Origin of the sequence: Microtetraspora malaysiensis, from assembly GCF_001528665.1 — a bacterium.
Lineage (GTDB): Bacteria > Actinomycetota > Actinomycetes > Streptosporangiales > Streptosporangiaceae > Microtetraspora_A > Microtetraspora_A malaysiensis.
On record NZ_BBYJ01000004.1, the window covers coordinates 1 to 22,151 of the forward strand.

Below are 22,151 nucleotides of genomic sequence, written 5' to 3' on the forward strand. Positions count from 1 at the left end.
ATGCTCCTTAGAAAGGAGGTGATCCAGCCGCACCTTCCGGTACGGCTACCTTGTTACGACTTCGTCCCAATCGCCAGCCCCACCTTCGACCGCTCCCCCCGGTAAACCGGTTGGGCCACGGGCTTCGGGTGTTGCCGACTTTCGTGACGTGACGGGCGGTGTGTACAAGGCCCGGGAACGTATTCACCGCAGCGTTGCTGATCTGCGATTACTAGCGACTCCGACTTCATGGGGTCGAGTTGCAGACCCCAATCCGAACTGAGACCGGCTTTTAGGGATTCGCTCCACCTCACGGCATCGCAACCCTCTGTACCGGCCATTGTAGCATGTTTGCAGCCCAAGACATAAGGGGCATGATGACTTGACGTCATCCCCACCTTCCTCCGAGTTGACCCCGGCAGTCTCCCATGAGTCCCCACCACCCCAAAGGGCGTGCTGGCAACATGGAACAAGGGTTGCGCTCGTTGCGGGACTTAACCCAACATCTCACGACACGAGCTGACGACAGCCATGCACCACCTGTACACCAGTCCGAAGAGGGCCCCATCTCTGAGGCTTTCCGGTGTATGTCAAACCTTGGTAAGGTTCTTCGCGTTGCGTCGAATTAAGCAACATGCTCCGCCGCTTGTGCGGGCCCCCGTCAATTCCTTTGAGTTTTAGCCTTGCGGCCGTACTCCCCAGGCGGGGCGCTTAATGCGTTAGCTACGGCGCGGAAACCGTGGAAGGTCCCCACACCTAGCGCCCAACGTTTACAGCGTGGACTACCAGGGTATCTAATCCTGTTCGCTCCCCACGCTTTCGCTCCTCAGCGTCAGAACTGGCCCAGCAAGCCGCCTTCGCCACCGGTGTTCCTCCTGATATCTGCGCATTTCACCGCTACACCAGGAATTCCGCTTGCCCCTACCAGCCTCTAGCCTGCCCGTATCCACCGCAGACCTAGGGTTAAGCCCTAAGCTTTCACGGCAGACGCGACAAGCCACCTACGAGCTCTTTACGCCCAATAATTCCGGACAACGCTTGCGCCCTACGTATTACCGCGGCTGCTGGCACGTAGTTAGCCGGCGCTTCTTCTACAGGTACACGTCAACTTCGTCCCTGCTGAAAGAGGTTTACAACCCGAAGGCCGTCATCCCCCACGCGGCGTCGCTGCGTCAGGCTTTCGCCCATTGCGCAATATTCCCCACTGCTGCCTCCCGTAGGAGTCTGGGCCGTGTCTCAGTCCCAGTGTGGCCGGTCGCCCTCTCAGGCCGGCTACCCGTCGTCGCCTTGGTAGGCCACTACCCCACCAACAAGCTGATAGGCCGCGAGTCCATCCCCAACCGAAAAAACTTTCCACCACCATCGGATGCCCGAAGTAGTCATATCCGGTATTAGACCCAGTTTCCCAGGCTTATCCCAGAGTCAGGGGCAGGTTACTCACGTGTTACTCACCCGTTCGCCGCTCGAGTACCCCGAAGGGCCTTTCCGCTCGACTTGCATGTGTTAAGCACGCCGCCAGCGTTCGTCCTGAGCCAGGATCAAACTCTCCAAACAATGTCTTCGAGTTTTTCCTGGCCAACATTCAACATGAATGTCAACCAAAGGAATCCATCCCCCCACACCCAAAGATGCAGGTAAGGACGGGGTTGTGCATCATGCACTGGCTTTTAGCACACTGTTGAGTTCTCAAGAAACGGAAGCGACCACCATCACCTCAGACTCGAAACCGAGCCATCCGCTCCGGGGCGTTATTCGCTTCGTTCTTTCTGTTTACTATTCTTCCGTGTCGCCCGGTCCGTGTCAAACCGCCCCATTTCGGAGCACTTGACCCGAACCGCGCAACTCCAGAGGAATCGCAGCCGCCCCGTTTCCGGGGCAACCCCTCTAACTTACCAGATCCTTGTCCGCTTCGCGAACGAATGACCCGAAACTGATCGTTTGAGGAGACTTGTCGAGTTTAGCCCACGCCGTCCCATGCCTGAACCGCTCAGCGGAAGGGGAAGGAAGACGCCGGACTGCGCCGACTGGACAAGATTAACAGCAGCCCAGAGTGTTCGAGCCACGAAACGCCGGGACGGGCCGGGCGGCACTCGTGCCGGCGGGGCGGGCGCCCGCGAACCGGGCGCCGATCGATCTTTGCCCCCCGATCAGGTAGAAACGGGAGATGGCTGAACAGCGTGTTCCCCGGGCCCTGATCGTGTTGGTCTGTACGGCCGCCGCCGTCATTGTCCTGGCCGGTATGCAGGCGGTTCAGTCGATCCTCGGTCCGGTGATCCTCGCGCTGACGCTCGTCATCGCCGTGTCCCCGCTGCGCGAGTGGCTCTACCGCCGCAAGGCCCCCGGGTGGATGCTCATCACGATCCCCCTGCTGGTCGTTATCGTGGTGCTGCTCGGCATGATCGCCATCCTCAGCTTCGCGGCGGCCCAGCTCGCCATCCTCGCGCCGACGTACGCGCACCAGTTCAACCAGGTCATCGCCGACCTCCAGAAGTGGCTGGCCGGGCTCGGCTACGGCGCCGCCGAGATCAACAGGGCGCTCTCCTCCATCGATTTCGGCAAGCTGATCGACGTGGCGCAGAGCGTGTTCTCCGGGCTGCTCGGGGTGTTCTCCAGCCTCTTCCTCATCGTGATCATGCTGCTCGCCATGAGCCTGGACGCGCCGATCTACTCGCGGATCATGGCCGCCGCGCGCGACGATCGGCCGGCCCTGATCATGGCGTTCACCACGTTCACGCACAAGACCAGGCGGTACCTGATCGTCTCGACGATCTTCGGCGCGATCTGCTCGGCGCTGGACATCGTGGCCCTGTACGCGCTGGACGTGCCACTCCCCCTGCTCTGGGGCGTCTTCGCACTGATCACGAACTATGTACCGAACATCGGTTTCTTCCTGGGCCTGATCCCTCCCGCGCTGCTGGGACTGCTCGAAGGCGGCCCGAAGACGATGATCCTGGTGATCGTCGCCTACATCGCGATCAACGTGGTGATCCAGTCCTTCATCCAGCCGAAGTTCCTGGGGGACGCCGTCGGGCTGTCCACGACGATCACGTTCCTGTCGCTGATCGTCTGGACCTGGGTACTCGGCCCGCTGGGTGCCCTGCTGGCGATCCCGCTCAGCCTGCTCGTACGCGCGCTGCTGGTGGACAGCGACCCGAACGGCAAGTGGGCGGCCGCGCTCGTGTCCGGCCGGTTGCCATCGGCCTCGAAGGCTCCCGACGCGGCCGCCTGACCTGGCACGACGCGTGGCGGCCTCCCCTGGTGCCCGGCATCGCGACGCGTATGGTCGAAACATGCGGCGATGGGACACCGACGAGCGGCAGACCGGGATCGCGGATGGCTCCGCCATGGATCCCGAGATCCGACAGCTACTGGAGTGCATGAATCGGGACGGCTGGGTCACCGAGGATCCCGAGGTGCACCTGCTGCCGCACCTGCGCCGGGCCTGCGGCTCGGAGTGGCTGCTCACCGGGCAGCGGCTCCTCCCGGACGGCGTCTACGAGGTCACCGTCTCGCTGGCCGGCGACCAGGAGGGGGTGCGCATCCACCGCGACGCGATCCGCCTCCTCTCCGCGGTCGCCGAGTCCGCCTTCTTCGTACGGCAGCGCGGGCCCGGAGTGTTCGACTGCGTCACGGGCGTGCTGGACGGTGACAGTCTTGAGTTCAAGAGCCACGGCCACCTGATCCGGCTGATCGTCAAGTGACCCGCGGCCGGGCGCGCGTCAGGGGGACGTGCGCTCCTGCACGGTGGGCGTGACAGTGAGCGCGTGCTGCGGCGCCGTAGTCGGCAGCGCTCTGCGGCGGCTCCACGGCATCCCCGCGATGAGCACCGGGAACAGCACGATGGAGCTGATCGCCCACGGCGAGTGGAGCTCTCCCCATTTCGCGCCGGTGAACTGGGTGAGCACCAAGTAGCCGATGGCCGCCCAGACGGTGCTGCCGATGATCACCGGCCACGCCCAGCGGGTGGGCCGGGCGACCAGGAACGGCATGAACCACATGAGGTACTGCGCGCCCAGCCGCGGCGTGAAGATCATGAACGCCAGGACGATCGCGGTCGTGACGTCGATGGGATCGGCCTTGCGCCACCAGATCACGCAGGCCACGAGCGACGCGTAAATGAGGTACTGGCCGATCTTGAGGGAGGTGGGGCTGAGCACCCAGTCGCCTCCGTTCAGCACCGCGGTCCAGCCCCAGTCGCCGGTGATCGGACGGACGTCGCTGGGACGCAGGCCGATCGTCTTGAGCACCTCGGGTAGCTGGTTCCACGCGGTCCAGCCGCCGATCGGCAGCGTGAGCAGGAACAGCACCGGCGGCAGGCCCACACCGATGAGCGAGACCACCCGGGAGCGCAGTCCGGGCAGGAACATGAGCATGCCGGGCACCAGGATGACCGGCCAGCTCTTCGCGCAGAGGGCCATCCCCATGAGCACTCCCGCCCACAGGGCGCGTCCGGTCGCCGCCCGGTCCGCGTCGGTCGGATGGGTGAAGCGGCGCAGGAAATCGGCCGGTCGTCGCCACGGGAGCGTCTCGGGGAGCGTCCAGCCGTTCGGCCCGCGAGCCACGACGAACGCCGCCACGGCGAACACCAGCGAGACCGGCTCGACCTGGCCGTGCACGGAGGCCACCAGGATCGCGAGGGGGTTGCAGGCGTATTGGAACGCGCGAAGCCTCGCGGTCGCGCCGCCGGCCAGCTTGCCCACGAGCGGGATGAGCACGATGTCGGAGACGACCGTCACCAGCCGGCCCGCGACCTCCCACGGGATGCCGAGCCAGAGCAACAGCCCGTACATGTACGGGATCGTGGGGAGGAAGTGCCAACCACCGTTGCTTTCGAGCACGGGGTCGCGGTGATTGAGGATCGCCTCACCCGCCGGGCGGAAGCTGTTCACGAAGTCGATCGGCTGCCAACTGTCCTTCGCCGACAGCACCATGATCAGGACACGGAAGCCGATGCCGACGGCCAGAGTGACGGCCAGCGACGGCTTCCATCCCTTCCGCTGTGCCAGCAGAGCAAGCAGCACACCGATGACGAGAACGAGGCCCGTGGGAATCGCGTAATCCATAACGGTCCCAAGACTGCCCGATGGGTGGCTATATCGGCCACCCGGGGAAGGAAGATTTCGGGGATTTTCGCGACAGAGCGTCGTAGCATGATTACTTACAGCAATATCAGGGGGTAGTGATGAAGTTGCGGTTGTGGATCGTGCTTGGCGTGGCCACGTTCGTTGGGATGGTGATCGGCTTCCTGTCCCCCTCGCGGAGCGCCCGGCACGACACGGGGCGCTGGGCCGCCTACCGTGCCCGCCGGGACGCGGATCTGGCCCGCAACACCCTGGCCGTTTTGGTGGACTCCCGGCCTATCTGACGCCGGGACTCGCTCCGCATGCCGTAGCAGGCAGGCCGGACCCGACCTGCCCGCCTTCGCAGACGTCAGAGTGTGGCAGCCCTCACCCGGTTCGGGAGATCAGCCGAGCGCGTCGAGGTAGGCGCGGTGGCTGCGCGAGAACTCGTAGCCGTTGTACTTGTCCCAGTTGATGGACCAGGTCATCAGCCCGCGCAGGCCGGGGAAGACGCCGTGCGGGCGGTAGGAACCGCATCCGGAGCCCTTCGCCAGGCAGCCGAACGCCTTCTGGACCTCGGCGACCGTGGTGAATCCGTTGCCCGCGTACGGCGCGGCCGGCAGGCCGATCGCCACCTGCTCGGGACGGAGCGGCGGGAACGTGGCGCCGCCGGCCACGGGGAAGCCCGTGAGCAGCATGTCGGTCATGGCGACGTGGAAATCGGCCACTCCCATGGTGTGGTATTGGTTGTCGAGGCCCATGATCGGCCCGGAGTTGTAGTCCTGGACGTGCAGCAACGTCAGGTCGTCCCGCATCGCGTAGATCACGGGAAGGTATGCGCCGGAGCGGGCATCCGCGGCGCCGTTCGGGCCGGGGCCGTAGAACTGGTAGCCGAGCTGGACGAAGAACGTCTCGGGCGCCATCGTGAGCGCGAAGCCCGGTCCGTACCTGGCCTTGAGGGTCTTCAGAGCCGAGATCAGGTTCACAATCACGGGTGTGGTCGGGTTCTTGAAGTCGTTGTCGCCGGGGTTGAGCGACAGCGAGTGGCCCTCGAAGTCGATGTCGAGGCCGTCCAGGCCGTACTTGTCGATGATCGCGGCGACGGACTGGACGAAGGCGTCGCGGGCGGCGGTCGTGGTGAGCTGGACCTGGCCGTTCTGCCCGCCGATCGAGATCAGCACCTTCTTGCCCGCCGCCTGCTTGGCGCGGATGGCGGCGATGAAGTCCGCGTCACTCTCGACAGCCGGGCATTCGGTGGCCGGACAGCGGGTGAACCGGATGTCGCCCGAGGTGACGGAGGTCGGCTCGCCGAACGCGAGGTTGACGAAGTCCCATTCAGCGGGCACATCGGCCATCCGGACATATCCCGATCCGTTGGCGAAGGACGCGTGCAGGTAGCCCACCAGCAACCGCTTTCCGCCGGGCGGAGGGCCGCTCGGAGACGCACTGGGAGATGCGCTGGGAGACGCGCTCGGACTCGGTGAGGGACTCGCGGACGGGCTCGCCGAAGGGCTGGCGGACGGGCTCGCGGACGGGCTCGCGGACGGGGAGGGACCGCCCCCGGGCCCGTCCAGCACCACGTCGTCGGCGTAGTACGCCCCCTGGCCGTACCAGCCGTTGAGATAGATCGACACGCTCATCGTGGACGAACCGGTCGTGAACGACGTCGTCACCTGGGTCCACGACGATCCGGGCGCCGCCCATGTCTGCGCGCTCACCCCCATGCCCGACGCGCCGAGAAAGACGTAGTTGCCTTGGACCCAGGCCGACAGCGTGTACGACGTCGAAGGACGCACCGCGATCGTCTGCTCGCACCGCCCCGTGTCGCTACCCGCAGGAATGGCGGACAACGCCTTCGACCCGGTGCGTACGGGCGACGAGACGGCCTGGGCGCCGGACGAGGCCGAGCACGTCCACCCCGACAGCCCGTCCTCGAACCCGGGGTTCACGGCGATGTTCGCGGCGTACGCCGTACCGGATGTGAAGAGGAAGCCGGCGGCGGCGAGCAGCGCGACCGCGCCGATGGTCAGCGGTTTCTTCATGGGCGTCTTCCGTTCGAGAAGGGGGTGTGGAACGGACTTCGGCGAGTTCTTTTAATAAAGTTTCTTAAAAGTTATCGGGATCGTAACCCCGCGCCCATGGGCGGACAAGGCCTAATCCGGCCGAGGACGCCGATCCCCCGGTGCGCGGCTCCGCCAACGGAATGCCAGGGCGGTGCCAGGCGGGTGCCAGCGCGGGCGGCGAACCTTCACTCCATGACGTACGCGATCGAAGCCGAAGGGCTCATCAAGCGATATGGGGACAAGGCGGCACTCGACGGGGTAAATCTGACGGCACGCCCGGGAGAGGTCCTCGCCGTCCTGGGGCCGAACGGGGCGGGCAAGACCACGGCGGTGCGCATCCTCGCCACGCTCGTCTCCCCCGACGGCGGCAGCGCCCGCGTCGGCGGGCACGACGTGGTCGCCCGGCCGCGCCGGGTACGCGAGCTGATCGGTCTCACGGGGCAGTACGCGTCGGTCGACGAGAACCTCACCGGCACACAGAACCTGATGATGATCGGCCGCCTGCTGGGGATGAGCCGGGCGGACGCACGAGCCCGGGCCGTCGGCCTGCTCGACCGTTTCCGCCTGACCGAGGCGGGCGACCGGGCCGCGAGAACCTATTCGGGAGGCATGCGACGGCGGCTCGACCTGGCCGTGAGCATGGTGGCCGACCCGCGGATCATCTTCATGGACGAACCGACCACGGGGCTCGACCCCCGTGCCAGGACCGAGCTCTGGGACATCGTGCGCGAGCAGGTCGCGGGCGGCTCCACGGTGCTGCTGACCACGCAATATCTGGAGGAGGCCGACCAGCTCGCCGACCGGATCGTGGTCATCGACCACGGCCGGGTGGCGGCCGACGGGACGCCCGACCAGCTCAAGAGCCGGGCCGGACACCGACGGTTGGAGATCAGGCCCGAACGGGATCTGAGGAAGGCACACGACATCCTCACCCAGGTCACCGGCGTCACGCCGCACGTGACCCGCGGCCAGGCGACCCACCGGCCGGCCACCGCTGAGGCGACGAATCGGCCGTCGAAGGACGCGATGTCCCGGCCTGCAGGGGGCACGGCCGCGGCGGAGGAACGGGCCGAGGGCGCGACCGAGCGGACGGCCGACGAGCGGACAGCCGACGAGCGGTCCGGCGCGATGCCCGGTCGCGCGTACGGGCCGGTCGAGGACGGCGTGCTCAGCGTGCCGATCATCGATCCGGCCATGGTGCCCGAGGTGTTCCGCCGCCTGGAGGACGCCGGGATCACGCTCACCGAACACGCGCTCCGGCGGCCGAGCCTCGACGAGGCGTTCCTCGCCCTCGTCACCACTCCCTCTCCGGAGTTGTCCACAGCCCCGCGGTTGTCCACAGGCACGGGCGGAACGGCGTCCGCATCGCGGCAGGCGCCGCCACCATCGTCAGAGCCGCCTGCGCCACGCCCCACCGTGTCGTCTCGGCAGCCGCAGTCCAGCGGAAGGAGCATGGCATGACCTCTCTCGCCTCTCATCGGGCCCGGCCCCGGAGCGGTGCGCTCATACAGGGGCTCACGCTCGCGTGGCGCAGTCTCGTGCCGCTGCGCAATGAGCCCGGGCGGCTCGTCCAGCTCCTGCTCCAGCCGATCTTCATGATCATGCTGTTCGTCTGCCTGTTCGGGGTGATGACGGGCAATCAGACGGGGACCGCCCAGTTCCTGCTGCCGGGCGTGCTCGTCCAGGTCGCGCTGGTCGCGACAAACACCACCGGCATGAATCTCGCCGAGGACATCGGCAACGGAGTCTTCGACCGGTTCCGCAGCCTGCCGATCGCGAGATCGGCCCCGTTGATCGGCCGGATCCTCGCCGACACTCTGACCATGCTGTTGACCGTCACGGCATCGCTGCTCACCGGCTTCGTCGTCGGATTCCGCGTCCGCACCTCACTCGCGGAGACGTTCGCCGGGGTCACCCTCGTGCTGCTGTTCACATTCGCGCTGTCCTGGGCCTCCGCGTGGATCGGGCTCAAGGCCAGAAGCGTCGCCTCGATGCAGGGCATGGCGACCGCCGTCCTGCTTCCCCTGACGTTCGGCAGCACCGCGTTCATCCCGGCGACCAACGTGCCCGGCTGGCTCCGCTGGTGGATGGACGTGAACCCGGTTTCACACCTGGCCGCGTCGCTGCGCGCCCTGCTCACCGGAGGGCCGCTGGGAGCCCACCTCTGGATCACGTTGGCCTGGGCCATCGCCATCGCCGCCGTCTTCTTCCCACTCGCCGTCCACAGCTACACCAGGCGGATCCGTTGACCATGGACATCACCGGCATCAACGAGCGGCTCGGCCGGGCCGTCGTCGCCGGAACAGAGTGGGCCACCATGCGAGGCGGCGTGCGAATGGTCGCCGGCCTCTGGCGCCCGTCCTCCGGAGGAAGGTATCCCGTCCGTCGCGCGCGTGCGGCTGCCCGCTCGTCGCATCGTGTGCGTGCCGCCTTCGCCCGATACGTCAGAGGTTTCGTCTCGGTCCTGGTTGGTCGTGCGTGGCGGTCAGGTCGAGCGGAGGAGCCGGTCGATCTCCTGACGGGACAGGGTGGCGCCGCGTGCGTACACCTCGTCGAACCGGGAGCCCAGGGCCGAACGGGCCGCCGTCGTCGCCGCCACGACGTCCGTGTCGGCGTCGGCGGAAGGGTGGATGGCGACGGCCGCGCCGAACAGCACGACCGCGCGCTCTGCGTCGCCCACGCGCAGCAGGGTGATCGCGAATCCGGCGACGGCCGAGGCGAGAACGGGCAGGTCGGGGGCGGCACCCAATGCGTCGATCGCCAGCAGATGGTGCTCCCGCGCCGCGGCGAAGTCGCCCCTCTCAGCGAGAGCTCTGGCATAGGCGTGGTGTGCCCAGGCCTCCTGCTGGGGGATCACGGGGATTCGACCCAGGTCCGCGATGACCTGATCGTAGACGCGCAACGCTCCGTCGAGGTCTCCTCTGCGCCGCGCCACCTCGCTCTCACCGATCCGGAGCTGGGCCAGGGCGTGCGCGGGAAGGTCGGGAGCGACGGCGGCCCTGGCCCGGGCGATGTCGCCGGCGGCGCCCTCGAGGTCTCCCGCCTGTGCGCGCAGGCCCGCGAGCCGGGTCAGTGTGGAGACCACCTCCTCCGCGCTCACCCACTCGGAGGTCAGTTCCGCGACCTCCTCTATGAGGCCGGGCGGCAGGTCACCGCGGGCGGCGTGGAGCGAGGCGAGGCCGAGCAGGGCCTCGCTGAGGCCCCAGCGTTCGCCGATCGCCCGGAAACCGGCCACGGCCGCCTCCAGATCCTGCCGAGACCGGTCCCGCTCAGGTTGGAAGCCGCCCCTGATCATGTGGGCCGAGCTCGCCAACCACGGGTCGTCGGAGCGCACATAGCCGTCGAGCAGGGCGAGGCCGTGCTCCTCCTGTCCTCCCATGAACGCCATGACGACCCTGCCGATCAGCAACATCGGATGGAGGGAGCCCTCACGGACCGCGCGGTCGATCAGCGCGTCCATCCGAGCGGCCATGGTCCTCAACCGGTCGGGATCGGCGAGCAGCGAGCCCAGCTTCGTGACGTCGACCGCGAACTGGCAGCCGGCGTACGCTCCGGCCAGGCCAGGGGGAGGTTCCTCCCCCGCCAGCGTGAGAACCTGCTCGGCCCACACCGCGCCTTCGGCCCGATAGCCGCGGAGCCACCAGAACCAGTTCAGCGAACCGCAGAGCCGTACGGCCAGCTCGACGTCCCGGCGATCCAGCGCCCAGCGGAGCGCGGCGTGGAGGTCATCCTGGTCGGCGATCAGCCGGTCGATCCATTCGATCTGGCCGGCCGTACGCAGTCGCGGCTCGGCGCTCTCCACGAGTTCCAGGAACCGCAGGGCATGGCGTCGCCGGAACACATCGAGTTCCCCGGCTTCGCCGAGCCGTTCGAGAGCGAAGGCACGGATCGTCTCCAACATCCGATATCGGCCGTCGTCCACCATCTCGACCAAGGACTTGTCCACCAGCGACGGCAGGAGCTCCAGCACGTCCAGGTCGGCACCGCTTCCGGTCGCGCTGAGCGGCCACTCGTCTCCGCACACACGCTCGATGTCGTCGAACGTCGCTCCGCCCGCGAAAACGGCGAGTCTGCGGGCCAGCTCCTGCTCTCTCGGGTCCAGCAGGTCCCAGCTCCACTCCACCACGGCGCGGAGCGTCTGATGCCGTGGAAGGGCCGTACGGTTGCCCGCGGTGAGCAAGCGGAAACGATCGTCGAGGCGCATCGCGAGCTGCGCGGGCGTCAGAGCGCGCAGCCGCGCCGCCGCCAGCTCGATGGCCAGGGGCATGCCGTCGAGACGACGGCAGATGGTGACGATGGAGTTCACGTTCGACTCGTCGAGGGTGAACCCCGGCCGCGCGCCGGCAGATCTCTCCAGGAGGAGCCGCACGGCCGGACAGTCGCGCGCCTCTTCGACCGTCGCGCCTTCGGGCGGCAGCCGCAGCGGTGGGATCGGCGCGAGCATCTCACCCGGGACCCTGAGTGGTTCCCTGCTGGTGGCGAGCACGATCGCCCCGGGGCATTCCTCGACAAGGCGACGCGCGATCAATGCCACCGCGTCGATCACGTGCTCGCAGTTGTCCAGCACGAGCAGGAGCCGCCGGGCACCCACGGCTGCGACGATCTGCGCGACGGGGTCGATGGGATCGATGGGATCGGCTCGCCACTCCCCCGCCGCCGATCGGTCCGCCGTAACACCGAGCGCGTCGAGGACGGCGTACGGCACGTCGACCGGGTCGGTGACGGGAGCGAGCTCCACCATCCGAAGCGTGTCGAGCACCGCCGAGGCATGAGGCTTCGGGCCACCGGCCACGGAGCCGGTGATGCCGAGTGCCGTTTCGACGGCGAGCCGCGTCTTGCCCGCTCCTCCTGGTCCGATGATCGTCACCAGGCGCGAGATCCGCAGCAGGTCGCCCACATGGGAGACCTCTTCTTCCCGCCCGACGAAGCTGGTCAGAGGCACGCGTGCGGTCGCCTGCCGCCGTCGCGGATCGGCCGAGCGCGAAGCGGGCGGCGAGGCTCCATCCGCTGCTGGGGGCGACGGCCGTACGGAATCGCCCCGCAGGACGGCGAGATGGGCGTCGCGAAGATCAGGCCCCGGGTCGACACCGAGCCCCTCGGTGAGCGCCTGGCGGGTGTTCTCGTAGAGGGCGAGCGCCTCGGCCTGTCTGCCACTAGCGGCCAGAGCACGCATCGCCAGCCCTTGCAACCGCTCTCGGAACGGGTGCTCCGCCGCCTCCGCGGACAGGTCGATCCGCCATCCGAGCGCCAGGTACGCCTCCGCCCGGGCCTCGATCACGGCCAGCCGCCGTTCTTCGAGCAGCGCGGCGGCGTTCGCCAGGTACGGCACGGCGTGCAGGTCGGCGAGCGCCGGACCCCGCCAGAGCGCGAGGGCATCGTCGAACGCACGGGCGGCCGCCTCAGGCGCCCGCTCGGCGTGACCACGTTCGGCGAGCCGGGCAAAGCGATGGGCATCGACATCGGCCGGATCGACGTCGACGAGATAACCGCCGGAACGAGCCATGATCACACCGGGCAGGCCCATGGCCGCGCGAAGTCGCTTGACCAGGGTCTGAAGTGCGTTCGCGGTGTTGGCCGGCTGCTCCTCGCCCCAGAGAATGTCGGCGAGGCGCTCCTGAGTGAGGAGCTTCCCGGGTTCCAGCGCCAGGCCGGCGAGCAACGCCCGGAGCCGCAGTCCGCCCAGGGCGATCCGCTCGCCGCCACGGTTCACGGCCTCCAACGATCCCAGGAGAGAAATCCGCACAGCGGACATCCTGCACCCCGCGCATGGCCTAGTCGTCCATTTCGCCCTGCTATGGAAGCCGTCACCTTTGCGACCAATTCATCCTCAAAGCGCAACCACGACCATCCGATCGTCTCGTCCTGGCCCACCCCGGCCCGCCAACCACCGGCTCAGCTCGGCAGAGGGACCGTCTGGTGAGCGGCTGAGCCGCCTCACCAGGCCGTCTGGACCAGGGTGAACACGCCCGCGCCGACCAGGGCGACGGCCCACATCCGGTCCAGGTTGAACCAGGCCCGGCGCAGAACCGTGAGCCCGGCGAACTCGTACACCGCGAGCGCGACCACCCCCGCGGTGACGAACATGGCGAGCGTGTGTATCCCGGCCACGAACAGGCCGCCGGACATCGCGTGGCCGTGGTGACCGGCCGGGATGCGGGTCAGCACGGGCAGCAGCATGAGGCCGGCGCCGTGCGCGGACGACATGAGGAACGACCAGGCGGCGAGCTGGCCGAGCGACAACCGCATGCCGACCCAGCGGAAGTGCCGCGTGGACAGCAGCCGCCACAGGCCGAAGGCGACGAGCACCACGCCCGCGCCGATCGAGAGCGCGGTGCCCGTCACCAGGGACCCGGTGGCGCCGACGACCAGCGCCACCAGGGCCACGGAGGCGAGATGGCCGAGCGCGATCACCGGGAGGGACTGCAGGAGCCGGTCGCGGCTGCGCTCCTGCAGTCCCCTCGCCACGGCGAACAGCCAGCCCATCGCGGGATTGATCCCGTGGAAGGCCCCCAGCAGGATGACCGCGGTCAGCGTCATGGGTAGCAGTACGAGTCCGAGGAGGCGTCGCCGCCCTGCAGCCGGGTCTGGTGCGGCCGCAGCCCCCGGAAGTCGTCGCCGTGCGGGAAGAACCGCTCGTCGAACGTGAACGTCTCCGAGTCGACCTTGGCCATCCACGCCCCGACCCCGTCGGGGTAGAACTGGTCGTCCCAGGATCCGTAGAGCGAGTTGGTGACGTAGACACGCCGGCCGTCGCGGCTGACCTCGATCATCTGCGGCCCGCCCGCGAGCCGCTCGTACGGCGCGGCCGGGTGGGGAGCGCGCCCGACGATGCCGCCGATGCGCACGGACCCGGTCTCGACCGGCGCGAAGGGGTCGGAGACGTCGTAGCGCTTCAGCTCGCCCGTCCCCCAGCAGGACACGTAGAGGTGGCGGTCGTCCACGGACAGGTCGATGTCGGTGACCAGCGGCGGCACGGCGCCGAACGGCTTGAGTATGTCGGGCAGTTCCTCGGGCGCGGCGGGTTCGGCCGGGATGTGGATGACCTTCCTCGCCTCCCAGCGGGAGCCCTCGCGGTGCCAGACCCAGATCGACGCGGACAGATCCTCCACGTTGGTGACCACCCCGGCGAAGCCGTACGTCTTGGTCGGGTCGTGGGCGGGGCGCAGTTCGAGGACCATCTGGTGCTGGTCGCCGAGGTCGATCTCCTGGACGTGCCTGCGCTTGCGCAGGTCCCAGAAGTGCAGGCGATGGCCGTACTTGCGGCCGAGCAGCAGCTCTCCGACCAGGCCGTCCTCGACCATGGACGGGGTGCCCCATTCGGAGCTCACCAGCACGTCGTGGTTGATGTGCCACCAGAAGTCGTAGGCGAGGTGCTGCGACCCGCGGTCGGCCTCCCACCGGCCGACCACCTCGAACGAGGTGTGGTCGAGCAGAGCGATGCCGCCGGGCCCGTCCTCGCCGAACCCGCCGAGCGCCGAGACGTACAGGCCCTCGGGGCCGCAGTGCACGGTGTGCGGGCGGGAGTATCCGGCGCGCTTGCCCAGCTCCTCAGGCTCGATGACCTTGACCAGCTCGGGGCTGACCCGGCCCTTGGTGTCGTAGACGTAGATCCGGGAGGAGCGCAGCCCGGGCACGATCAGGTAGCGCCGCTCGACGTGCGGGTGCGGCGCGCTGGGGCACAGGGCGCTGCTGCAGGCGTTCCACCCGAAGTGGTGGAGCTCGTCCCCCGTGTACGGAAGGTCCGTCCAGCCGACCACAGTGCCGTACGCCGGGGATTCGGGGTCGGTGTCGAGGACGGCCAGCGCGTCCGGCCGCTCCGCGGACCGGTCGAAGGCGGCGACGTAGGCGAGCTTCTCCCGGGGAGCGGCGACGGCGTCCCGGGGCGAGGGGTAGAACGTGGGATCAGGCGTCCAAAGGCTCATGCCCACCAGGTTCTTCCTACTTTTCCCACCGGGTCAATAGGTAATTTTCCTTACCGCTTCCGGTGACCCCAGGATTCTTCGCCAGGGGTGCGGGAATCCCGCCGACAGGTGGCGTGATATGTCATCTTTTGCGAGTGAACATGCCGGCGCGGGTCACGCGGCCGACAGGTCCGTCACCGCGAACCCAAAGGAAGCCCGCCCCATGTTCTTCGGCATCACCGACATCTGGACGTACGCCATCGGCGCGTTCCTGATCATCCTGCTGCCCGGCCCCAACTCGGTTTACGTGCTCTCCACGGCCGCCCAGCGCGGGGTACGACGGGGCTACCGAGCGGCCTCCGGAGTCTTCATCGGCGACACGGTCCTGATGGTGCTGTCCGCCGCCGGCGTGGCGTCGCTACTCAAGTCGAACCCCACGCTGTTCAACGTCGTCAAGTACGCCGGGGCGGGCTATCTGGCGTGGATCGGGTTCGGCATGCTGCGCGCCGCCTGGTCGGCGTGGCGCTCTCGAGGCATGACCGAGTCCGCCGCCGAGTCCGTCGCCGCCGAAGGCATGGCGACCGAGACGACGTCCGCCGGCAAGTCCGCCGCCGACCCGTTCCGCAGGGCGTTGGTGATCAGCCTGCTGAACCCGAAGGCGATCCTGTTCTTCGTCTCGTTCTTCATCCAGTTCGTGGACCCGTCGTACGGCGCACCGGCCGTCTCGTTCCTCATTCTGGGGACGATCGTGCAGATCTTCAGCGCGTTCTACCTGTCGATGCTGATCTTCAGCGGCACGTTCCTGTCCGCCCAGTTCCGGCGGCGGCGCAGGCTCTCGGCCGGGCTGACCTCCGGCGTCGGCGTGCTCTTCCTGGGTTTCGGGGCCAAGCTGGCGACCTCCAGCCTCGGCTGAGGTCGGCAAAGCGCGGGTCTGCCGGAATAGCAAGCCGTTTACCGCCGTTTAATCGGACATACCACGGCATATCTCCACAAAAGACCCGCTCAAAGCTGGCTGTCGTCCCGTGGCCGACCACCTCGGGCCGACGGCGCCAGGCCGCCTGGGGCGACGCGCAGCACGCCTCGCCCGGGTGATCGCGAGATCGCCGGGGCGCGCCGTCACCCCAGGGAGAGTCATGGACCACCAGCCCTTCACGCCGCCGCACCTGCCGTCTCTGCTGAGACAGGCGGTGCCGATGCTGATTGAAGGGGTGTTCGCCCCCCTCGCCGTCTTCTACGCCACCCTCACTCTGATCGGGCTCAACGGCGCCCTCGTCGCGGCCTTGGCCTGGGTCTACCTGGGCATGCTCTGGCGCGTCGTCCGGCGCACCCGCGTTCCCGGCACGATGGTGCTGACCGCGGTCGCGCTCACGACCCAGGCCGCGCTCGGTTTCTGGACCGGCAGCGCCGTCGTCTACCTGATCCAGCCCGAGGTCGGCACGATCTGTCTCGGCCTGGTCCTCCTCGCGTCCCTGCGGCTGCGCCGGCCGCTGCTGGCCAAGCTCGCGCAGGACTTCGTCCACCTGCCGGCGTTCGTGTTGAAGCACGAACGGGTCCGGCAATTCTTCGTCCGGGTCACGCTTCTCTGGGCGTTCGTGCTGATCGCGAACTCGGCGGGGAACATCTGGCTGCTCCTCAACGAGTCGATCGGCAGCTTCATGCTGCTGCGCACGGTGGCGATGGCCGCCGCCATGGGGCTGGCGATCGCCGTGTCCGTCTGGGGCTTCCGGCGCGTGCTGCACCGGCTGAACCTCGACGCCGCCACCGCATAGCCGTTCCGCCGCACAGCCGTTCCACCGCACAGCCGTTTCGCCACAACAGCCGTTCCGCGTACAGCCGTTCACGACGGCGTCAGCGGAAGAGCAGGATCCGGATCGCCAGCGGGATCGGCGTGCCCCCGCCCACCACTTCGAGGACCCGGTGCCGGGTCTCCGGCGTGTCGATGAGCCCCGCGACGACGGCGGCGACGTCGTCCCTGGGCACCGGGTCGTGCTGCGCCAGCGGCACGTCCGCGAGGGTCACCAGGCCGGTCCCCTTGTCGTCGGTGAGCCGGCCGGGACGAAGGATGGTCCAGTTGAGGTTCGGCCGGGCGCGCAGGTCCTCCTCGGCCGCGGTCTTCGCGTTGATGTAGGCCACCCACACCTCGTCGCTCCCCGGCGCGGGCGGCGCGCCCGCCCCGATCGTCGAGATCTGGATGAACCGCCGGACCCCGGCACGTTCGGCCGCGTCCGCGAGCAGGACCGACCCGCGGTGGTCCACCGTCTCCTTGCGCGCCGCGCCGCTGCCCGGCCCGGCGCCCGCGGCGAAGACCACCGCCCCGGCCCCGATCAGGATCTCGGCCAGCTGCTCCGGCCGGGCCTGTTCGAGGTCGCACCGCACGGGCTCGGCTCCGGCCGCCCGGACGTCGTCCACATGATCGGGGTCGCGTACCAGCCCCACCGGCTCGTCGCCGCGCGCGGCGAGCAGCCGTTCCAGCCGGAGTGCGATCTTGCCGTGGCCTCCCGCGATCACTACGCGCATCTGGCTCACCTCCCGCCGACGATCCTCGCACGGCACTGCGGACCGGGGCGGTACGGCGCGGCGGGCGCTCCCGTCCCGCCGGCCGGTCAACTCCGCGTCACTCCACGGGGTGGCCGAAGCGGAAGACGCCCCGCGGGTCGTAGGCGCGGCGGATCTCCGCCAGCCGCCGCACCGTCTCCGGCTGCCACGCGACCCTGAGCTGCTCGCGCAACGCGTCGCCGGTCAGGCCCAGCAGGTTGACCTGGGCGGGCCGGGGACCGGCCACCGCCATCAGGGTGTCGCCCGCCTTGGCCCCCTCCGGGGAGGCGACGGTGTGGGTGGACAGGCTGTAGGCCGCGTCGCGCCAGCCGACCGCGTTGCCCGCGTCGCGGGCCATCGCCCCGCCGAGATGGCGGATCTCGACGACCACCAGTGACTCGCCGGCGGCGCCGAGAACCGCGTCCGTGTCCACGTCGTCGAGCAGGATGCCCCGCCCCCACGAGGGCACCGGCCCCTCGGGGTCGTTGTAGACCAGGTGCGTGTCCCGGTACGGCATGTCGCCGAGCGCGTCGGCCAGCACCGGAGCCGCGGCGCGCATGGGAGCCACCACCCGGTCGCCGTCGGCGCCGGTGTGCACGACCCGGAGCGCGACCAGGGGCGGCGCGCCGCCCGGCGGGCGGAGCAGCGCCACGGACGTCGTGGTCTCCTCGGTCAGGCCGCGCGTCCAGTCGGCGTACGCGCGGAAGACCTGGCGCGCCGCGTCTCCGGGGTAGATCAGGCTTCCGGCGAAGACGTGGGCGTGCGGCAGGAGGTCGAACGTCATCGACGTGATCACGCCCAGGGTGACCTTGCCGCCTCTTAGCGCCCAGAACAGGTCAGGCTCCTGGTCGGCGCTCACCCGCCGGAGCCGCCCGTCGGCGGTCACGATCTCCAGGGCGCGTACGCGATCCGCGGCGTAGCCGTACGTGCGGGACATGAGGCCGATGCCGCCGCCGACGGTGTATCCGACCACGCCGACCCCGGGGGACGACCCGGAGAGCGGCGCCAGGCCGTACTCGGAGGCCGGGCCGACCACGTCCGCCCAGCGGGCTCCGGCCTGGACCCGAGCGGTGCGCGCGGCGGCGTCGATCGTGACGTTGTTCATCCGCCGCGTCGTGATGAGGAGGCCGCCCTCGGCGGGCAGGCCGGGCGCGTGCCCCATGCCCATGACCGCGACGGGCCGGCCCGCATCGGCGGCGCGGCGTACGGCGGCGATCACGTCCTCGGCCGACTCCGCGGGCACCACCGCGTCGGGGCGGTGCGCGATCGCGAGGTTGAACCCGCTTGTCTCCTGGTCGTATCCGGCGTCTCCCGGCTGCAGAATTCTCATGGGGACGAGCGTGGACGGGCGCGGTTGGGCGCGACTGAAGGACTCGGACTAGCGGGACGCAAGTCAGTGCCCGTTCAATTGCCGATATGTCATTCTCCTTCCGCTTGCTGGGCAATCTGGAGGTCTGGAACACCGAGCGGCGGCTGAACATCACCGCTCGGATGCGCCGCGCTCTGCTGGCCCTGCTCCTCGTCGACGTGGGCCGGGTCGTGCCCGCCGACGCCCTGGTCGAGCGGCTCTGGGGAGGCCGGCCTCCGTCCACGCCGTTCGGAACACTCCAGGCGTACGTCGCGCAGCTCCGGCAGACGCTGGAGCCCGAGCGCAGGCCGCGCCACCGCCCGGCGGTCCTGCTGACCCGGGGCACCGGATACCTCCTCGACGTCGCCCCCGAGCAGATCGACGCCTTCGCCTTCGAGGACCTGGTGGCCCGGGGCGACCTGGAGGCGGCCTTCGCGCTGTGGCGGGGAGAGCCGCTCGCCGAGTTCGCCGATGCCGCGTGGGCCGTGCCGTACCGGACCAGGCTCATGGAGATCTACGAGGCCGCGGCGGAGGATCGGGCCGAGGCGTGGCTGGCGGGCGGCCGAGCCGAGAGCGCCGTGGCCGAACTGGAGAGCATGATCGCGCGGCAGCCGCTGCGCGAGCGCCGCTGGGCGCAGCTCGTACGGGCGCTGTACGCGAACGGGCGGCAGGCCGACGCCCTGGCCGCCTATCACCGGTGCCGGACCCTGCTCGCGGACGAACTCGGCATCGATCCCGGGCCGGAGCTGCGCCGCCTGGAGACCGCGATCCTCGCCCAGGACCCGTCGCTGCCGGTCGGCGGCCGGTGGGAGAGCGCCCCGGCGGCACCCGCCACCGCCGCGAGCACACCAGACGAGCCGGTCGGCCGGGAGCGTGAGCTGGCCGTGCTGCGGGACCGGGTGGAGGGGCTGCGGATCGCCGGGGGCTGCCTGCTGCTGGCCGGCGAGCCGGGCATCGGGAAGACCACGCTGGCGGAGTCGGCCCGCCGATTCGCCGCCGCGTCGGGGGTCCCGGCCACTTGGGTGCGCTGTGTGGACGCCACCAGCGCTCCCGCCTACTGGCCGTGGGCGCAGGTCCTCCGCGACCTCGGCGGCCCGGCGGCGAACGCGGCCCTTGGTGTGGTGACCGGCGAGCGCCCGCTCCCCCAGGGGGACCGGTTCCAGGTCTACGAGGCGGTCCTGGCCGCCCTCGCCGCCGGGCCCGAGCGCCGGCTGGTGGTGTTCGAGGACGCGCACGGCGCGGATGCGTCGTCATTGGAGCTGCTCCGGCTGATCGCGGGTGACCTCGCCCGGCTGCCCTTCCTGTTCGTGGTGACCTCCAGGGACGGCACCGTCCTCGCCGCTCCGGCGGTCGAGCGCTTGGCCGTGGGAGCGCTGCCCGAGGAGGCGTGCGCGCGCTATGTCGAGCGGGCGCTCCCGGGAGAACCGGAGCTGGCGGGTGAGCTGGCCGGGCGCAGCGGCGGCAACCCGTTCTTCCTCGGTGAGCTGGTGTCGCTGGTGCGCGGCGGCGGCACCGTGGGCGGCGTGCCGGAGGGCGTGCGCGACGTGATCGCGCAGCGGGTCTCGGCCCTGCCGGAGCGTACCCGCGAGGCGCTCACGCTCGCCGCCGTCGCGGGCGAGGCGCTCGACCCGGCGGTGCTCGCCCAGGCCGCCCGGATGACCGGCGAGGAGCTGCTCGTGGCGCTCGACCCCGCACTGGGCGCGGGGCTCCTGGTGGAGGACGCCGACTCGTGGGGCTACCGCTTCCGCCACGGGCTGATCAGGGACGCCCTGTACGACTCGCTCGGCAGGGTGAGGCGCGGCGGACTGCACGCCCGCATCGCTGACGCGCTGGAGGCCACCGGCGCCGGCGCTACCGCGCTGGCGCTGCACTATCTCGCCGCGGGACCGCTCGGCGACCCGGAGAAGTCAGTGCGATACGCCAGGGCCGCCGCCGCGCTCGCCGTACGACAGACGGCCTGGTCGGAGGCGGTCGCCCACCTGCGCGACGCGGCGGCCGTCCTGATCGGGAACGCCGAGCTGCCGATGCGCTGTGACGTGCTCGTGGACCTGGGGCGGGCGCTGCGCGACGCGGGCGAGCACGCGAAGGCGCACGAGGCCATCGAAGAGGCCGTGGCGCTGGCCACCGCCCTCGACGACCCGACGCGGGTGATCGCGGCGGCGACGGCCTTCATCGGGGTCACCACGTGGGGCAGCCGCGAGTACGGCGAGCACGAACCCGCCGTGGTGGGGTTCCTGGAGAGCCAACTGGGAGCGGCGGCGGGGGATGACGCGACCAGGGTGCGGATCCTCGCGACGCTCGGCTTGGAGCTGCGCTACAGCGACCGGGTCGCCGACTGCGCGGCCTACGCCGAGCAGGCGCTCGACCTGGCCCGGCGGCTCGACGATCCGGACCTGCTCGCGCTGGCGTTCAACGCCTTTCTGCACGCGTGCCATGGGCCGTCCCATTTCGCCAGGACGCCCCCGGTGACGATCGAGGCGATCGACCTGGCCGCCCGGCGCGGCGCCCGCCGGGAGGAGTTCGCGTTTCGGATGCAACGCGTCTTCGAGGTGACGAGAGCGGGGGACCTCACGGCGTTGGACGTGCAGCTGGCCCGCTGCCGGGATCTCGCCGCCGAGCTGCGCTCTCCCGAGCTGACCGGGCAGCTCCGGCTGGCGGAGGCGACGGTCGCCCTCCTCTCCGGTCGCTGCGACGACTCCGAGAGGCTGAGGGACGAGGGCCTGCGGCTGATCGGACTGACCGGCGCGCCAGGTCTCACCTGGGCGCGGCTGGCCACGGACATCGCCCTGGCGCGGGCGCGGGGCACCCTCGCGGCGATGTCCGGCTCCCTGCTGGGCATGGCCGAGAACGTGCCATGGAGCTTCTCGATCAGCCGGCCGGCGGCGGTTCTCGCGCTCGCCGAGTCGGGCCGGGAGGACGAGGCGCGCGGCCTGGCTGCCCGCTGGTTCGCGCCACCCCCGGAAGACTGGACATGGATGTTTCCCATGGGGCTGTGGTCGGCGGTGTCGGCCCTGATCGGCGTCCCCGACCCCGCCCTCCTCTACGCGAGGCTGCTCCCGCACGCGGGCGAGCTCGCCGTCGCCGGAGTAGGCCTCGACTGCGGCGGTTCTGTGGACAGCCTGCTCGCCGGTCTCGCCGCCGCCATGGGCGACAAGGAGACGGCCCGCGACCACGCCCGGCGCGCCGTCGAGGCCGAGGAACGACTCGGCCTGGTCGCGTGGTCGCCACGCAGCCGCTCCTATCTGGACTGAACCTGCCTCCGACA

Annotated in this window: 14 protein-coding genes, 1 rRNA gene and 1 pseudogene; 8 read left to right on the plus strand and 8 right to left on the minus strand. The window is 69.6% G+C overall.

What is annotated here, in order from left to right; translation table 11 throughout:
- Positions 1-11 precede the first annotated feature (11 nt).
- Positions 12-1,533: ribosomal RNA gene (locus tag AWQ71_RS00025) — 16S ribosomal RNA — on the minus strand.
- A gap of 610 nt (positions 1,534-2,143) precedes the next feature.
- Here AWQ71_RS00025 and AWQ71_RS00030 point away from each other — a divergent pair.
- Together AWQ71_RS00030 and AWQ71_RS00035 are read left to right on the plus strand one after the other, a co-directional pair.
- Entirely contained in the window at positions 2,144-3,208 is a 1,065-nt protein-coding gene (locus tag AWQ71_RS00030; RefSeq protein WP_067124530.1) for an AI-2E family transporter, read from the plus strand.
- 61 nt (positions 3,209-3,269) lie between these two features.
- On the plus strand, positions 3,270-3,680 hold the full coding sequence (locus AWQ71_RS00035; protein WP_067124533.1) for a hypothetical protein: 411 nt from the start codon (positions 3,270-3,272) through the stop codon (positions 3,678-3,680).
- Positions 3,681-3,698: 18 nt separating this feature from the next.
- On the opposite strand, the gene AWQ71_RS00040 is transcribed toward AWQ71_RS00035, so the two are convergent.
- Positions 3,699-5,042, minus strand: a complete 1,344-nt coding sequence (locus AWQ71_RS00040; protein ID WP_067124536.1) for a putative hexosyltransferase — start codon at positions 5,040-5,042, stop codon at positions 3,699-3,701.
- A 149-nt stretch (positions 5,043-5,191) separates the two neighbouring features.
- Here AWQ71_RS00040 and AWQ71_RS00045 point away from each other — a divergent pair, with 149 nt between their 5' ends.
- Positions 5,192-5,344 (plus strand): hypothetical protein, encoded by a 153-nt coding sequence (locus AWQ71_RS00045; protein WP_157570116.1) that lies wholly within the window; start codon positions 5,192-5,194, stop codon positions 5,342-5,344.
- Between the two features lie 99 nt (positions 5,345-5,443).
- Here the strand turns inward: AWQ71_RS00045 and AWQ71_RS00050 are convergent, their stop codons facing one another.
- Positions 5,444-7,081, minus strand: coding sequence for a chitinase (locus AWQ71_RS00050; protein ID WP_067124542.1), 1,638 nt, complete (start codon positions 7,079-7,081; stop codon positions 5,444-5,446).
- 213 nt (positions 7,082-7,294) lie between these two features.
- Here AWQ71_RS00050 and AWQ71_RS39720 point away from each other — a divergent pair.
- Together AWQ71_RS39720 and AWQ71_RS00060 are read left to right on the plus strand one after the other, a co-directional pair.
- Positions 7,295-8,095 (plus strand): annotated as a pseudogene (locus AWQ71_RS39720) (ATP-binding cassette domain-containing protein); the annotation flags it as partial.
- 464 nt (positions 8,096-8,559) lie between these two features.
- Positions 8,560-9,351 (plus strand): ABC transporter permease, encoded by a 792-nt coding sequence (locus AWQ71_RS00060; protein WP_067124548.1) that lies wholly within the window; start codon positions 8,560-8,562, stop codon positions 9,349-9,351.
- Between the two features lie 236 nt (positions 9,352-9,587).
- Here AWQ71_RS00060 and AWQ71_RS00065 read toward each other — a convergent pair whose 3' ends face one another.
- The 3 genes from AWQ71_RS00065 to AWQ71_RS00075 all read right to left on the minus strand — a co-directional run bounded on the left by AWQ71_RS00065 (position 9,588) and on the right by AWQ71_RS00075 (position 15,024).
- Complete coding sequence (locus AWQ71_RS00065; RefSeq protein WP_067124551.1) at positions 9,588-12,845, minus strand: AfsR/SARP family transcriptional regulator; 3,258 nt, start codon at positions 12,843-12,845, stop codon at positions 9,588-9,590.
- A 191-nt stretch (positions 12,846-13,036) separates the two neighbouring features.
- Positions 13,037-13,639 carry a hypothetical protein gene (locus AWQ71_RS00070; protein WP_067124553.1) on the minus strand — a complete coding sequence of 201 codons (603 nt, stop codon included), beginning with the start codon at positions 13,637-13,639 and terminating at the stop codon, positions 13,037-13,039.
- Positions 13,636-15,024 carry a selenium-binding protein SBP56-related protein gene (locus AWQ71_RS00075; RefSeq protein WP_067125912.1) on the minus strand — a complete coding sequence of 463 codons (1,389 nt, stop codon included), beginning with the start codon at positions 15,022-15,024 and terminating at the stop codon, positions 13,636-13,638. The genes AWQ71_RS00070 and AWQ71_RS00075 overlap by 4 nt, the downstream gene beginning before the upstream one ends.
- Before the next feature lie 202 nt (positions 15,025-15,226).
- On the opposite strand from AWQ71_RS00075, the gene leuE reads away from it, so the two are divergent.
- Entirely contained in the window at positions 15,227-15,916 is a 690-nt protein-coding gene (gene leuE, locus AWQ71_RS00080) for a leucine efflux protein LeuE (protein WP_067124556.1), read from the plus strand.
- A gap of 220 nt (positions 15,917-16,136) precedes the next feature.
- On the plus strand, positions 16,137-16,772 hold the full coding sequence (locus AWQ71_RS00085) for a VC0807 family protein (protein WP_067124559.1): 636 nt from the start codon (positions 16,137-16,139) through the stop codon (positions 16,770-16,772).
- A gap of 79 nt (positions 16,773-16,851) precedes the next feature.
- Here the strand turns inward: AWQ71_RS00085 and AWQ71_RS00090 are convergent, their stop codons facing one another.
- Both AWQ71_RS00090 and AWQ71_RS00095 read right to left on the minus strand, forming a co-directional pair.
- A complete protein-coding gene (locus AWQ71_RS00090) occupies positions 16,852-17,520 on the minus strand; it encodes an SDR family oxidoreductase (protein WP_067125915.1) in 669 nt (222 codons plus the stop codon).
- Positions 17,521-17,617: 97 nt separating this feature from the next.
- On the minus strand, positions 17,618-18,868 hold the full coding sequence (locus tag AWQ71_RS00095) for an FAD-binding oxidoreductase (RefSeq protein WP_067124561.1): 1,251 nt from the start codon (positions 18,866-18,868) through the stop codon (positions 17,618-17,620).
- Between the two features lie 86 nt (positions 18,869-18,954).
- Here AWQ71_RS00095 and AWQ71_RS00100 point away from each other — a divergent pair, with 86 nt between their 5' ends.
- Complete coding sequence (locus tag AWQ71_RS00100) at positions 18,955-22,137, plus strand: ATP-binding protein (RefSeq protein WP_067124564.1); 3,183 nt, start codon at positions 18,955-18,957, stop codon at positions 22,135-22,137.
- Positions 22,138-22,151 lie beyond the last annotated feature (14 nt).

Excerpts from the sequence above, each read along its gene's own strand:
- AWQ71_RS00030 (WP_067124530.1), top strand. The coding sequence starts at position 2,144 with ATGGCTGAACAGCGTGTTCCCCGGGCCCTGATCGTGTTGGTCTGTACG.
- AWQ71_RS00035 (WP_067124533.1), top strand. The coding sequence starts at position 3,270 with ATGCGGCGATGGGACACCGACGAGCGGCAGACCGGGATCGCGGATGGC.
- AWQ71_RS00040 (WP_067124536.1), bottom strand. The coding sequence starts at position 5,042 with ATGGATTACGCGATTCCCACGGGCCTCGTTCTCGTCATCGGTGTGCTG.
- AWQ71_RS00050 (WP_067124542.1), bottom strand. The coding sequence starts at position 7,081 with ATGAAGAAACCGCTGACCATCGGCGCGGTCGCGCTGCTCGCCGCCGCC.
- AWQ71_RS00060 (WP_067124548.1), top strand. The coding sequence starts at position 8,560 with ATGACCTCTCTCGCCTCTCATCGGGCCCGGCCCCGGAGCGGTGCGCTC.
- AWQ71_RS00070 (WP_067124553.1), bottom strand. The coding sequence starts at position 13,639 with ATGACGCTGACCGCGGTCATCCTGCTGGGGGCCTTCCACGGGATCAAT.
- AWQ71_RS00075 (WP_067125912.1), bottom strand. The coding sequence starts at position 15,024 with ATGAGCCTTTGGACGCCTGATCCCACGTTCTACCCCTCGCCCCGGGAC.
- leuE (WP_067124556.1), top strand. The coding sequence starts at position 15,227 with ATGTTCTTCGGCATCACCGACATCTGGACGTACGCCATCGGCGCGTTC.
- AWQ71_RS00085 (WP_067124559.1), top strand. The coding sequence starts at position 16,137 with ATGGACCACCAGCCCTTCACGCCGCCGCACCTGCCGTCTCTGCTGAGA.
- AWQ71_RS00090 (WP_067125915.1), bottom strand. The coding sequence starts at position 17,520 with ATGCGCGTAGTGATCGCGGGAGGCCACGGCAAGATCGCACTCCGGCTG.
- AWQ71_RS00095 (WP_067124561.1), bottom strand. The coding sequence starts at position 18,868 with ATGAGAATTCTGCAGCCGGGAGACGCCGGATACGACCAGGAGACAAGC.
- AWQ71_RS00100 (WP_067124564.1), top strand. The coding sequence starts at position 18,955 with ATGTCATTCTCCTTCCGCTTGCTGGGCAATCTGGAGGTCTGGAACACC.